At 72.1% G+C, this 12978-nt stretch carries 9 protein-coding genes and 2 pseudogenes; 6 read left to right on the top strand and 5 right to left on the bottom strand.

All coding sequences use genetic code 11. The features are described from left to right. Positions 1–467: 467 nt before the first annotated feature. The 4 genes and pseudogenes from JNW87_RS24740 to mce all read right to left on the bottom strand — a co-directional run bounded on the left by JNW87_RS24740 (position 468) and on the right by mce (position 6628). Positions 468–2756 (bottom strand): annotated as a pseudogene (locus JNW87_RS24740) (hypothetical protein). Positions 2757–2923: 167 nt separating this feature from the next. Beyond that, the gene (locus JNW87_RS24735) at positions 2924–4177 is read right to left on the bottom strand and encodes a DivIVA domain-containing protein (protein ID WP_109804286.1); all 1254 of its coding nucleotides are present in this window, start codon (positions 4175–4177) and stop codon (positions 2924–2926) included. Between the two features lie 278 nt (positions 4178–4455). Further along, positions 4456–5811 (bottom strand): crotonyl-CoA carboxylase/reductase, encoded by a 1356-nt coding sequence (gene ccrA / locus JNW87_RS24730; protein WP_109804295.1) that lies wholly within the window; start codon positions 5809–5811, stop codon positions 4456–4458. A gap of 340 nt (positions 5812–6151) precedes the next feature. After that, positions 6152–6628, bottom strand: coding sequence for a methylmalonyl-CoA epimerase (mce, locus tag JNW87_RS24725; protein WP_109804287.1), 477 nt, complete (start codon positions 6626–6628; stop codon positions 6152–6154). A 61-nt stretch (positions 6629–6689) separates the two neighbouring features. Here mce and JNW87_RS24720 point away from each other — a divergent pair, with 61 nt between their 5' ends. The 3 genes and pseudogenes from JNW87_RS24720 (at position 6690) to JNW87_RS24710 (ending at position 9388) form a co-directional block, all read left to right on the top strand. After that, positions 6690–7883, top strand: coding sequence for an acetyl-CoA C-acetyltransferase (locus JNW87_RS24720; protein ID WP_109804288.1), 1194 nt, complete (start codon positions 6690–6692; stop codon positions 7881–7883). A gap of 68 nt (positions 7884–7951) precedes the next feature. Then, positions 7952–8886, top strand: a pseudogene (meaB, locus tag JNW87_RS24715) (methylmalonyl Co-A mutase-associated GTPase MeaB). A gap of 88 nt (positions 8887–8974) precedes the next feature. Further along, positions 8975–9388, top strand: a complete 414-nt coding sequence (locus tag JNW87_RS24710) for an Asp23/Gls24 family envelope stress response protein (protein WP_109804290.1) — start codon at positions 8975–8977, stop codon at positions 9386–9388. A 56-nt stretch (positions 9389–9444) separates the two neighbouring features. On the opposite strand, the gene JNW87_RS24705 is transcribed toward JNW87_RS24710, so the two are convergent. Beyond that, on the bottom strand, positions 9445–10065 hold the full coding sequence (locus JNW87_RS24705) for a TetR/AcrR family transcriptional regulator (protein ID WP_109804291.1): 621 nt from the start codon (positions 10063–10065) through the stop codon (positions 9445–9447). Positions 10066–10173: 108 nt separating this feature from the next. On the opposite strand from JNW87_RS24705, the gene JNW87_RS24700 reads away from it, so the two are divergent. The 3 genes from JNW87_RS24700 to JNW87_RS24690 all read left to right on the top strand — a co-directional run bounded on the left by JNW87_RS24700 (position 10174) and on the right by JNW87_RS24690 (position 12972). After that, positions 10174–10890 (top strand): SDR family NAD(P)-dependent oxidoreductase, encoded by a 717-nt coding sequence (locus JNW87_RS24700; protein ID WP_109804292.1) that lies wholly within the window; start codon positions 10174–10176, stop codon positions 10888–10890. Between the two features lie 32 nt (positions 10891–10922). Then, positions 10923–11162: a 4-oxalocrotonate tautomerase family protein gene (locus tag JNW87_RS24695; RefSeq protein WP_109804293.1), complete on the top strand. Its 240-nt coding sequence runs from the start codon at positions 10923–10925 to the stop codon at positions 11160–11162. Positions 11163–11283: 121 nt separating this feature from the next. Then, on the top strand, positions 11284–12972 hold the full coding sequence (locus JNW87_RS24690; RefSeq protein WP_109804294.1) for a methylmalonyl-CoA mutase: 1689 nt from the start codon (positions 11284–11286) through the stop codon (positions 12970–12972). The last annotated feature ends 6 nt before the right edge of the window (positions 12973–12978 follow it).

Genomic DNA, 12978 nt, shown 5'->3' with positions numbered 1-12978 from the left:
TCGGGCGCTGCCCGACGGCCCGTCCTGTGACACCGGACCTCCCCGGATCCTGCTCCGGCGGCGGCGGCCGGAGTAGCCTTCGCCGACCCGGGGTTGGCGGCCGGACCGGTCGGCCGAGGACGGCCGGATTCCGGCGCGCCGCTGGCCTCTGCCGGGAGGTTAGCGGCCGGCGGGTGCGCCCACCAGCCCTTCGCCCGCGCCGGCGTCCGCCAGCCCGGCAGCGCCAGCGTCCGCCAGCCCGGCAGCGCGTGCTGAACCCGCCACCTCCGTGAGGTGGCGCCATCCCCGTCCGGCTGCCGTCGCCGCTCGGCGATGTGGCGGTGTCCGGGGACGCCCCGTGCTGCCAGGTCGGGGAGGTAGCGGTGCGCGCACCGGGGTCGGGGATGTGGCGGTGTGCGGGGCGGCGAATCACCCCCCACGTTGCGGCGACGTCGATCCGCTCTCGCCGGGCGCGGGTGCCGCGGCGGTCAGTCGGACTCGACGGTGACGGCGCTCGGCCTGGCGCTGCGCTCGTCCGTGGTCGGCTTCGTCGGTCGCTTGCCGTTCTCGCCGGTGCTGGTGATCTTCGTCGGGGTGGCGCCCCGGCCGCCCTCGCCCGGCACGGCGGCCACGGTTGGCTCACCGTCCACGCGGCGGCGCCGTCCACCGTGGTCACCGGCTCGCGGACCGGACGGGCCGGTCCGGCGTCGGCCGTTGCGGCGCCGGCGCCGGCCGGCTCCTTCGCACCGGCCGCGGTCGCCGGCTCCTTCGCTCCGGCCGGGGCGGCCTTCGCCGGCTCCTTCGCTCCGGCCGGGGCGACCTTCGCCGGCTCCTTCGCTCCGGGCGGGGCCGCGGTCATCGGCTCCTTCGCTCCGGGCGGGGCGGGCGTCGCCGGCTCCTTGCCGTTGGCGGGGACCGGTGCCCTGCCGTTGGCGGTCACCGGCGCCCTGCCGTGCCGGAGACCGGGTTCGCGCCCGTGCCGGTCGTCGGGCCCGCGCCCCCGCTGGCGGCTCCGGCCAGCTTGCCTGGGCTGACCGGAGTGGCCGCGAGGCCGGCGGACGCCGCGCCAGTGGCGTCCTGCAGGCGCAGCTCGGCCAGCTGCCGCTGGAGCTCGTCGGACTCCTGCCGGGACTTCCAGGTCTCCTGCCGCAGGTCGGCCAGTTCCTGCTGGGCCTGCGCGATCTCCAGCATCACCTGGGCGAGCTGCTGCCGGCCGGTGGCCACCTCCTGCTGGGTGGCGGCGAGGTGCTGCTGGGTGGTGGCGAGGTGCTGCTGGGTGGTGGCCGCGTACTCCTCGAACTGCCGGCGTGAGGCGGCGACGTGCTCGTCGGCCTTGCGGCGCTTGCCGGCGGCGTCGGCCTCGGCCCGGCGGAGCAGCTCCGCGGCCTCGTCCTCGGCGCGGCGCCGCATGGTCAGCGCGTCCTGCTCGGCGGCCTCGCGGATCGCCGCGGCGCCCTGCTCGATCTCGTTCCGCCGGGCCGTGTACGTCTGCTCCAGCTCGTCCTGCCGGGTCTTGTGTAGCTTCTCCAGCTCGGCGTGCCGGGTGGTGTGCTGCCTGTCCAGCTCGTCGCGGCGCTTGGCGAACTCCTGCTCGGCGGCGGCTCGGCGCTGGGCGAGCTCCTTGTCCGCCGCCTCCCGTCGGGAGTTGACCTCCTGCTCCACCCCGGCCCGCCAGGCGCCCAGTTCCTGCTGCGTCTGGGCGCGGGCGTGCTGGACGTACGCCTCGGTCTCGCTCCGCATCCGCTGGACGTACGCCTCGACCTCGGCCCGGTTGCGCTTGCCGGCGTCGGCGGCCTCGGTGGTGAGCCGGTTGGCCTCCTGCCGGGCCGGCCGCGGGTCGCCTTCGCCGCCTCCTCGGCGTCGTCGACGATCTTCTTGGCCTCCTGGAGCGCCTTGGCGTGGGTGGCTCGGCTCGCCTCGGTCGCGGACTCGGTGAGGCGCTTGGCCTCCTGCTGGGCCTTGGCGTGCACCTCCTTGGCGGCCTCGCGGAGCTGGGTGGCCTCCTGCTGGGCTTTGGCCACTGCCGCCTTGGCCGACTCCCGCAGCCGGGTGGACTCCTGCTGGGCCCGGGTGTGGATCTCCTTGGCGGTGTCCCGGAGCTGGGTGGCCTCCTGCTGGGCCTTGGCGAGTGCGTCCTGGGCGGTCCGGCGCAGCGTCTCCGCCTCTTCCTTGGCGGTCCGGCGCAGCGTCTCCGCCTCTTCCTTGGCGGTCCGGCTCAGCGTCTCCGCCTCGCCCTTGGCGGTCCGGCTCAGCGTCTCCGCCTCGTCCTTGGCGGCCTTCAGGTGGGCGTCCGCCTCGGCCTTGCGGGCGGCGGTGTGCCGCTCCTCCTCGGCTCGCCGGGCGGCGAGGGCGATCTCGAAGTCCTTCAGCGCCTGCGCGGCCTGCTTCCGGGCCTCCTCGATGATGTGCTCGGCGGCCGCCCGCCGCGCCTCGATCTCCTCGTTCGCGGAGGTGAGAATGTCGTCGGCCTGCTCCTCGGCCATGGTGAGGATCTGCTCGACCCGGGGCCCCAGGTGCCGGAACGAGGCGCGGTCCACCACGCCCACCTGCTTGCGCACCTGGGCGAGGTCGCGTTGCAGCACCTCGACCTGGCCGGCCAGCTTGTGGATCTGCGTGTACGCCTGCTCCCGCTCGGACGTCAGGGTGGCGATCTCGTGCTCCGCACGAGCGACGTACCGGTCGACCTGTCGTTTCTCGTACCCCCGCAGAGCGGACTCGAAGCTTGGCTCCGTGGTCACGTCCCCGCCGAGAGCAAACAGTTCCTCGCCGTGCGACATGCCCCCATCCTCACACGCATCCGGCTCTGCTGGGGCGATACGGACGCCCCTGTTGGGAGCTACTTCACCGATAGGACGGAACGGGCGGCGAAAGCATGACGGCGCGGGGTTCCACCGGTCACCCGGTGTCACCCCGCGCGTGGATCATGCCCCGATGCGGGTGGTGCTCAGTTGGCCGACTCGGCGGTGACCCGCTCCTCGGAGCCCTCCTTCTTGGCCGCCTCCGGCTTGGCCGCGGCCGCAGGCACGCCCGGCACGATGCCGGCGAGACCGGAGAGCATCTGCCCGAGCTGAGAGGTGACGGCGTCCTTCTGCCGGGTGAGGTCCTCGACCTCGCGACGGGCCGCCTGGGTGGTCAGCTCGGCCTCGGTGCGGGCCTCGCTGAGCAGGCGCTGCGACTCGGCCTTGGCCTCGTTGAGCGTCTTCTCGGCCAGCGCCTTGGCCTTCTCCACCGTGTCGTTGGCGGTGCGCTCGGACTCGACCCGGCGGACCTCGGCCCGCTGCTCGATCTCCTTGGCCCGCTCCTGGGCCGCCCGGGCCCGCTGCTCGGCCTCGCTGACCAGCTTCTGCGTCTGCGCGACCTGCGCGGCGTGCCGCTCGGACTCCTCGCGCTCGGCCTTCTCCCGCCGCTCGGCGAGCTGGAGCTCCAGGGCCTGCAGGTCCTTGTCGCGCTTGTCCCGCGCGTCGGTGAGCAGCTTGGTCGCCTCGGCGCGCTTCTCCTCGGCCTCCCGCGCAGCCTTGGCCCGCTGCTGGGTGATCTCCCGCTCGGCGGTGGCCCGCAGGGTCGCCACCTCACGCTCGACGGTGGACTTCAGCTCGGCCACCTCGTGCGCGGTGACGGTACGCAGCTGCTTGGTCTCCCGCTCGGCGTCCGCGCGCAGCGTGTCCGCCTCGCGGCGGGCCTGGACCCGGACCTCCGCGGCCTCCCGCTCGGCGACGGTGCGGACGCTGCCGGCCTCCCGCTCCGCGGTGGCCTTCATCGCGGCCGCCTCGGCGCGCGCCTTGTCGGTGATCTCGCGGGCCTCGAGGCGGGCGGCGGAGAGGATGCCCTCCGACTCGCGCTTGGCCTCGTTGCGGTGGTCGTTGGCCTGCTCCTCGGCCAGCCGGAGGATCTGCTCGACGCGGGTGCCGAGGCCGGAGAGGGTCGGCCGGCTGTTCTCCTCGAGCTGCTTGTTGGTGTCGGTGAGCTTCTGCTCCAGCGCGTTCTGGCGCTGCTCGGCCTGGCGGAGCCGGCGCTGGGCGTCGTTCATCCGCTGCTCGGCCTCGGCGCGGGCCTGCTCGGACTGGGTCAGCGCGGCGGTCAGCCGGCCGATGAAGTCATCGACCTGACCGGTGTTGTATCCGCGCAGGCCAACGGTGAAATCGGGCTGCGAGTTCGCGTTGTCGAAGAACGCGAGAGGGGAGGACTGCTGCTGGGGCATTGGGACATACTCGCAGACCACCCGGGGTCGTTCGCAAGAGCGGTCCCGAGCTTTCGTGTCCTCATTACATGGTCAACTCCGGGCGCCGCCGGGACCCGGACCAAACGGCGATCTTGGCAGCTCCCGGGCGGGTCGGACGTCACGCATGGTGAACGGGAAAGGGGCCGCGGGACGAGGCCCCGCGGCCCTTTGTCAGCCGTGACTCGAATGGTGTGCCGGTCGGCGGAAAGGCAATGGCCGCCTCGCCGCAATGGTCGACCCGGCCGTACCCGTACGGGTCAGTGGCCCCGGAACCGGTTGATCGCCGTTTCGTGCCGGGCGCGCAGCTCGGTGTCGCGGACGCCGAGGCCGTCGGCGGGCGCGAGGCACCGGACGCCGACCTTGCCCTGGTGCGCGTTGCGGTGCACCTCGTACGCGGCCTGGCCGGTCTGCTCCAGCGGGTAGGTCCTGGACACCGTCGGGTGGATCTTCCCGAGCGCGACGAGGCGGTTGGCCTCCCACGCCTCGCGATAGTTGGCGAAGTGGCTGCCGACGATCCGCTTGAGGTGCATCCAGAGGTACCGGTTGTCGTACTGGTGCTGGTAGCCGCTGGTGGAGGCGCAGGTGACGATGGTGCCGCCGCGCTTGGCCACGTAGACGCTGGCGCCGAAGGTCTCCCGGCCCGGGTGCTCGAAGACGATGTCCGGGTCCTCGCCGCCGGTCAGCTCGCGGATCCGCTCGCCGAAGCGGCGCCACTCGTCCGGGTCCTGGGTCTCCTCGTCCTTCCAGAACCGGAAGCCCTCCGCCGCGCGGTCGATGACCAGGTCGGCGCCCATCTTCCGGCACAGCTCGGCCTTCTCCGGGGAGGAGACCACGCAGACCGGGATCGCCCCGCCGTTCAACGCCATCTGGGTGGCGTAGCCGCCCAGGCCGCCGGAGGCGCCCCAGATCAGCACCACGTCGCCCTGCTTCATGTTGGCCCCGTGGTGGGAGACCAGCTGCCGGTACGCGGTGGAGTTGACCAGCCCGGGGCTGGCCGCCTCCTCCCAGCTCAGGTGGCGCGGCTTGGGCATCAGCTGGTTGGCCTTGACCACGGCCAGCTCGGCGAGGCCGCCGAAGTTGGTCTCGAAGCCCCAGATCCGCTGCTGCGGGTCGAGCATGGTGTCGTCGTGGCCGGCCGCGTCCTCCAGCTCCACCGACAGGCAGTGCGCGACCACCTCGTCGCCGGCCTTCCACTTCGTCACCCCGGGGCCGGTGCGCAGCACCACGCCGGCGGCGTCCGACCCGACCACGTGGTACGGCAGGTCGTGCCGGCGGGTCAGCTCGGAGAGCCGGCCGTAGCGCTGGAGGAACTTGAAGGTCGACAGCGGCTCGAAGATGCTGGTCCAGACGGTGTTGTAGTTGATGGCGCTGGCCATCACCGCGACCAGGGCCTCGCCGGGGCCGAGCTCCGGGGTGGGCACCTCCTGCAGGTGCAGGGCCTTGCGCGGGTCCTTGTCCCGGGTGGCCATCCCGTCGAACATCCGGGTGTCCTCGGCGCGCACCACCACGCCCCGGTAGGTCTCCGGTACCGGCAGGCCGGCGAGGCCGGCGAGCTCCCGCTCCGGCTGGTCGGAGCCTTCCGCCGCCATGATCGCTTCGAGGATGTCCTGCACGGTGACCTCCCGTTCGTCCGCACCCACGCCCGGGGGGCAGGGGGTGCTGCCATCGTCGGCGCCGGTGCGACCGACCGCCATGTCGGCAATCGACACATCCGGCACCGGTCGCGCTCCTGTGGGGCCGGACGTTACTGAACGGTAGCTAGGGCGGGAAGTCCTCTGTGAAAAACTGCATCGACCGATGCGTGGAGCTGTCCGTGGGAAGGCCCAACCGCGCAGCGCCGCACGCCTTCCCGCGTGGTGGGACGCCGGCACGGTGGGCCGGTCCGGACTGCGGCAGGTCGCCGCGTCCCGGACCGGGACCCCGCGACCTGCCGCATCCGACGAACCGAACCGGTCAGTGGCCGTCGGCGGCCGGCTCCACCAGCTCGACCAGGACGCCACCGGCGTCCTTTGGGTGGACGAAGTTGATCCGGGAGTCGGCGGTGCCGCGCTTCGGCTTCTCGTAGAGCAGTCGGACGCCGCGTTCCCGCAGCGCAGCGCAGGCCGCGTCGATGTCCGCCACCGTGTACGCGACCTGCTGCACGCCCGGCCCGTTGCGGTCGAGGAACTTGGCGATCGTCGACTCCGGGGTGAGCGGGGCGAGCAGCTGCACGCAGCCGCCCTCGGTGGTCGGGCCGACGGCCAGCATCGCCTCGCGTACGCCCTGCTCGGCGTTGGTCTCGGTGTGCACGCAGCGCATCCCGAAGGTGCGCTGGTAGAAGTCGATCGCGGCGTCCAGGTCGGCCACCGCGATCCCGACGTGGTCGATGCGGCGCAGCCCGATGTCTGTGACGTAGTCCGCAGCGGGCTCGACGGGGGAGTTCTCTGCCATGGCGCTAGTCTGACCGAACAATCGTTAAGGCGTACAGCTCGGCACCCCCTCGGAGGCAGGCATGGCTTCGGTGATCGTCAGCGGCGCGCGGACCCCCATGGGCCGGCTGCTGGGCAACCTCAAGGACCTCCCGGCGACGAAGCTCGGCGGGGTGGCGATCAAGGCCGCGCTGGAGCGCGCCGGCGTCGCCCCCGACCAGGTGCAGTACGTGATCATGGGGCAGGTGCTCCAGGCCGGCGCCGGTCAGATTCCGGCCCGGCAGGCGGCGGTCGAGGCGGGCATCCCGATGTCCGTGCCGGCCCTGACCATCAACAAGGTCTGCCTCTCCGGCCTGGACGCGATCGCCCTGGCCGACCAGCTCATCCGGGCCGGGGAGTTCGACATCGTGGTGGCCGGCGGCATGGAGTCGATGACCAACGCCCCGCACCTGCTGCTCGGTCAGCGCAGCGGCTACAAGTACGGCGACGTCACGATCAAGGACCACATGGCCCTCGACGGGCTCAGCGACGCCTGGGACTGCTGCTCGATGGGCGAGTCGACCGAGCGGCACGGCGTCAAGCACGGCATCACCCGCGAGGAGCAGGACGCCTTCGCCGCGGCCAGCCACCAGCGGGCCGCCGCCGCGCAGAAGAACGGCCACTTCGCCGACGAGATCACCCCGGTGGTCATCCCGCAGCGCAAGGGCGAGCCGCTGGTGATCAACGAGGACGAGGGCATCCGCCCGGACACCACCGCCGAGTCGCTGGGCAAGCTGCGCCCGGCGTTCACCAAGGACGGCACCATCACTGCCGGCAGCTCCTCGCCGATCTCGGACGGGGCCGCCGCGGTGGTCGTGATGAGCAAGGCCAAGGCCAAGGAGCTGGGGCTTACCTGGCTGGCCGAGATCGGCGCGCACGGCAACGTGGCCGGTCCGGACAACTCGCTGCACTCGCAGCCGTCCAACGCCATCAACCACGCCCTGAAGAAGGGCGGCCTCAGCGTCGCCGACCTCGACCTCATCGAGATCAACGAGGCGTTCGCCCAGGTCGGCATCCAGTCCGCGCGGGACCTCGGGATCAGCACCGACAAGGTGAACGTCAACGGCGGCGCCATCGCGCTCGGCCACCCGATCGGCATGTCCGGCGCCCGGCTGGTGCTCACCCTTGCGCTGGAGCTCAAGCGGCGTGGCGGCGGCACCGGCGCGGCCGCGCTCTGCGGTGGCGGCGGCCAGGGCGACGCGCTGATCATCCACGTGCCGGCGGGCGGCGAGAGCTGACCGTGGGCGAAACCGTCGAGAACGCCCCGGCGGCCACCGGATCGGTGCGCCGCAGCCGGGACGTACCGATGCTGGTGGAGCGGGCCCGCGCGGGTGACCCCCGCGCGGTGGCCCGGCTGATCACCCTGGTCGAGTCCGGCGACGAGGTGCTGCCGCAGGTCGCGGCGGCCCTCGCGCCGTACGCCGTCAGGCCCAGGTGGTGGGCCTGACCGGGTCCCCGGGGGTGGGCAAGTCGACCACCACGAACGAGCTGGTCCGGGCGCTGCGGGCGCGCGGCCACCGGGTCGGCGTGCTGGCCATCGACCCGTCCAGCCCGTTCACCGGCGGGGCGATCCTGGGCGACCGGGTCCGGATGCAGGACCACGCGACCGACCCGGGCGTCTACATCCGCTCGATGTCCAGCCGGGGTCACCTCGGCGGGCTCTCCGCGGCGACCCCGCAGGCGGTCCGGGTGCTGGAGGGCGCCGGCTGCGACGTGGTGCTGGTGGAGACCGTCGGCGTCGGGCAGGCCGAGGTGGAGGTGGCCTCGCTGGCCGACACCACGCTGGTGCTGCTCGCCCCGGGCATGGGCGACGCGATCCAGGCGGTGAAGGCCGGCATCCTGGAGATCGCGGACGTCTTCGTGGTCAACAAGGCCGACCGGGACGGCGCCGACGCCACCGTCCGCGACATCCAGGGCATGATCGCCCTGGGCGAGCGCGGGCCGGGGGAGTGGCGGCCGCAGGTGGTGCGGGCCGTCGCCGCGCGGGGCGAGGGAATCGACGACATCGCCGCCGCCATCGACAAGCACCGCGGCTGGCTGGAGCAGCACGACGAGCTGCGCCGCCGCCGGGAGGCGCGGGCCGCCGCCGAGGTCGAGGCCATCGCGCTGGGCGTCCTCCGCAACCGGATCGGCTCCCTGCGCGACGGTACGGAGCTGCCGACGCTCGCCGCCAAGGTGGCCGAGGGCGCGATCGACCCGTACGCCGCCGCGGACGAACTGCTGGCCCAGCTCGGCGCCTGACCCGTCCACTCCGGACCCCGGCCAACTAGTACGCTCGCACCGCCTCACTGCCGTGGGGCGGTGCGCGCGTGTGTGGTGGGGGAAGAGCATGGCTGACGAGGCGACCCAGGAGTTGTCGGTGACGCCGGACGCGGTGGCGGGCGGCACGACCCACGTCTCCGACGAGGTGGTGGAGAAGATCGCGGTGGCCGCCGCGAAGTCGGTGCCCGGGGTGGCCGAGCTGGGTGGGGACGTGGCCCGGTTCTTCAACGCGGTGCTCGACAAGGTCGGGCTGGACCAGGTGGGCGACGCGACGAGGGGCTGCTCGGCGCACGTCACGAACGGCGCGGCGGTGGTCAACCTGGTGCTGGTGATCTCCGCCGGCCGGCCGGTGCCGGAGGTGACCGACGCGGTGCGGTCGGCGGTGACGGCGGCGGTCGAGGCGTACGGGCTGCGGGTGGACGAGATCAACATCCGGGTCGACGACGTGGCCCTGGGCCGTCCGGCGGTCCCGTCGGCCTGAGGCTGCCGCGGCGCCGTCCACGTCGATCGGGTGGGTCGTGGTCAGCGCCGGTCCGTTCAGTCCAGTGCCGCCCGAACCTGCGGTGGCACCTGGAGGAGGTCCAGGCTGTTCCGCCACAGCGTCTCGAGCTGGGCCGGATCGTTGAGCAGCTTCGCGAGCAGCGCGCGTCCCTCGATCTGGGCGACCATGGACCGCGCGGCTTCGTGGGCGTCGACCGACGCGCCGGCCTGCCCCAGGTCCTTCGCCTCGACAATCACCTGCTCGATGAGGTCGATCTGGGCCTCGAAGATCTCCTGGAGCCGGCTGCGGATCTCCTCGGCCTGGTTGCTGAGCTCCAGCGCGAGGTTGCCGAAGAGGCAACCGACGACCAGGCCGCCCTTCCGCTGCCCGGCGCGTTGCACCTCCTCGGTGGCCTGGAACAGGTCCCGTAGGCGCCGCAGCGGGTCGCGGTCGCTGCTGAGCAGTTCGACCCACTGCCGCCGCTGGCTCGCCCAGTGTTCGTCGATGACGGTGAGCGCCAGGGCCTGCTTGGACTCGAAGAAGTAGTAGAAGCTGCCCTTGGGCACGTTCGCCGTGGTGCAGATCTCCGCCACGCCCAGCGCCGAATATCCGCGCTGTTCCAGCAGCGTCGCGGCCGCACCGAGGATCTTGTTCCGCGCGTCACTCGTCCGTCCCATGCCTTTGACGATACACGACCGGTCGGCTAGCTTTTTGTCGACCAGTCGTCTACTGGGCATACAGGCCCCCGGCCAACAGGGCATCGGCCAGTCAGGAAGAGGAACGTCATGAGCAGCACGCAGGGACAGAAGGTCGCCGTGATCACCGGGGCGTCGCAGGGCATCGGCGCCGGCCTCGTGGCGGCGTACCGCAAGCTCGGGTACGGCGTCGTGGCGACCTCGCGCTCGATCGGCGACGCCGGCGACCCGGAGATCGTCACCGTCCGGGGCGACATCGCCGACGCCGACACCGCGGAGCGGGTGATCAACGCCGCCCTGGAGCGCTTCGGCCGCATCGACACCCTGGTCAACAACGCGGGCGTCTTCATCGCCAAGCCGTTCACCGACTACACCGACGAGGAGTACGACCTGGCCACCGGGATCAACCTCGCCGGGTTCTTCCACCTCACCCGGCGCGCCCTGCCGCACCTGCTGGCCACCGGCGCCGGACACATCGTCACCATCACCACCAGCCTCGTGGACAATGCCAACTCCAACGTCCCGTCCGTGCTGGCGTCGTTGACCAAGGGTGGCCTCAGCTCCGCGACCAAGTCCCTGGCGATCGAGTACGCGAGCCGGGGCGTCCGGGTCAACGCCGTCGCGCCCGGCGTCATCAAGACCCCGATGCACCCGGTCGAGACCCACGCGGCGCTCGCCGGCCTGCACCCGGTCGGCCGGATGGGCGAGACCAGCGACATCGTCGACGCCGTCGTCTACCTCGAGTCGGCGCCCTTCGTCACCGGCGAGATCCTGCACGTCGACGGTGGCCAGAACGCCGGTCACTGACCCCACCGCAACCCGCAGAAAGGACCACGCCGATGCCGATCGTCACCATCCAGATCACCCGGGAGGGCAGCACGCCCGGTGCGTCCGCGGCGACCGCCGAGGAGAAGGCCGCCCTCATCAAGGGGGTGAGCGAACTGCTGCTCGACGTCCTGAACAAGCCGTTGGACTCGACCTTCGTGGTGATCGACGAGGTCGACACCGAGAACTGGGGACGGGGCGGCCTCCCGGTCGAGCAGTACCGACGACAGCAGAACTCAGGCTCACCGGAGTAACCGCACGGGTGCGTACCGGCCGGTCAGGTTACCGGCCGGTACGAACATCCTTAGCGATCGTTCAGGCAGCCGTTCTACACTCGGTCTTCAGTCGAGGACTCGAGGAGGAGGAGCTCCGCGGATGAACGCCGACGAGATCGCCGCCGGACGGGCACGCTGGCAGGCCCGCTACGACGCCGCGCGCAAGCGGGACGCGGACTTCACCACGCTCTCCGGGATGACCGTGGACCCGGTGTACGGCCCGCCGGAGGGCAGCGCGTACCCGGGCTTCGAGCGGATCGGCTGGCCGGGCGAGTTCCCGTACACCCGGGGGCTGCACCCCACCGGCTACCGCGGGCGGACCTGGACGATCCGGCAGTTCGCCGGGTTCGGCAACGCCCAGCAGACCAACGAGCGTTACAAGATGATCCTCGGCGCGGGCGGCGGCGGGCTCTCGGTCGCGTTCGACATGCCGACGCTGATGGGCCGCGACTCCGACGACCCGCAGGCGCTCGGCGAGGTCGGCCACTGCGGCGTGGCCATCGACTCGGCCGCCGACATGGAGGTGCTCTTCGGCGGCATCGACCTGGCCGGCGTCACCACCTCGATGACCATCTCCGGCCCGGCCGTGCCGGTCTTCTGCATGTACCTGGTCGCCGCCGAGCGGCAGGGCGCCGACCTGTCCACCCTGGACGGTACGTTGCAGACGGACATCTTCAAGGAGTACATCGCGCAGAAGGAGTGGCTCTTCGACCCGGAGCCGCACCTGCGCCTGATCGGCGACCTGATGGAGTACTGCGCCCGGGAGATCCCGCGGTACAAGCCGCTGTCGGTCTCCGGGTACCACATCCGGGAGGCCGGCTCGACCGCCGCGCAGGAACTGGCGTACACCCTGGCCGACGGGTTCGGCTACGTCGAGCTGGGGCTGTCGCGCGGGCTGGACGTCAACGTCTTCGCCCCGGGGCTGAGCTTCTTCTTCGACTCCCACGTGGACTTCTTCGAGGAGATCGCCAAGTTCCGGGCCGCCCGCCGGATCTGGGCCCGCTGGCTGCGCGACGTCTACGGCGCCACCAGCGAGAAGGCCCTCTGGTTGCGGTTCCACACCCAGACCGCCGGGGTGTCGCTGACCGCCCAGCAGCCGGTCAACAACGTGGTGCGGACGGCCGTCGAGGCGCTCGCCGCGGTGCTCGGCGGGACCAACTCGCTGCACACCAACGCCCTCGACGAGACCCTCGCCCTGCCCACCGACGAGTCGGCCGAGATCGCCCTGCGTACCCAGCAGGTGCTGATGGAGGAGACCGGGGTGACCAACGTGGCCGACCCGCTCGGCGGGTCGTGGTACGTCGAGGCGCTCACCGACAAGATCGAGGCCGAGGCGGAGGAGATCTTCGCCCGGATCCGGCAGCTCGGTGGCGAGGGCCCGCACAAGATCGGTCCGATGACCTCGGGCATCCTGCGCGGCATCGAGGACGGCTGGTTCACCGGCCACATCGCCGAGTCGGCCTTCGTCTACCAGCAGGCGCTGGAGAAGGGTGACAAGAGGATCGTCGGGGTCAACTGCCACACCGGCACGGTTTCCAAGGACCTGGAGATCCTGCGCATCTCGCACGAGGTGGAGTTGGAGCAGCGTCGGGTGCTGGCCGAGCGCAAGGCCGCCCGCGACGAGACCGCGGTCAAGGCCGCCGTCGCCCGCATGGTCGAGGTCAGCCGTACCGACGAGAACATGATCCCGGCCATGCTCGAGGCGATCCGCGCCGAAGCCACCCTTGGCGAGATCTGCGACGCCCTCCGCGCCGAGTGGGGCATCTACCGCGAACCCGCCCGCTTCTAACCCACC

Origin of the sequence: Micromonospora sp. ATA51, from assembly GCF_016802855.1 — a bacterium.
GTDB classification, from domain to species: Bacteria; Actinomycetota; Actinomycetes; order Mycobacteriales; family Micromonosporaceae; genus Micromonospora; species Micromonospora sicca.
The sequence above is the reverse complement of the archived record's forward strand: the minus strand, read 5'-3'. Positions and strand labels throughout refer to the sequence as shown.

What these genes read in the sequence shown, in the direction of transcription:
- JNW87_RS24735 (WP_109804286.1), bottom strand. Translation starts at nt 4,177, where the DNA reads ATGCCCCAGCAGCAGTCCTCCCCTCTCGCGTTCTTCGACAACGCGAAC.
- mce (WP_109804287.1), bottom strand. Translation starts at nt 6,628, where the DNA reads ATGGCAGAGAACTCCCCCGTCGAGCCCGCTGCGGACTACGTCACAGAC.
- JNW87_RS24720 (WP_109804288.1), top strand. Translation starts at nt 6,690, where the DNA reads ATGGCTTCGGTGATCGTCAGCGGCGCGCGGACCCCCATGGGCCGGCTG.
- JNW87_RS24710 (WP_109804290.1), top strand. Translation starts at nt 8,975, where the DNA reads ATGGCTGACGAGGCGACCCAGGAGTTGTCGGTGACGCCGGACGCGGTG.
- JNW87_RS24705 (WP_109804291.1), bottom strand. Translation starts at nt 10,065, where the DNA reads ATGGGACGGACGAGTGACGCGCGGAACAAGATCCTCGGTGCGGCCGCG.
- JNW87_RS24700 (WP_109804292.1), top strand. Translation starts at nt 10,174, where the DNA reads ATGAGCAGCACGCAGGGACAGAAGGTCGCCGTGATCACCGGGGCGTCG.
- JNW87_RS24695 (WP_109804293.1), top strand. Translation starts at nt 10,923, where the DNA reads ATGCCGATCGTCACCATCCAGATCACCCGGGAGGGCAGCACGCCCGGT.
- JNW87_RS24690 (WP_109804294.1), top strand. Translation starts at nt 11,284, where the DNA reads ATGAACGCCGACGAGATCGCCGCCGGACGGGCACGCTGGCAGGCCCGC.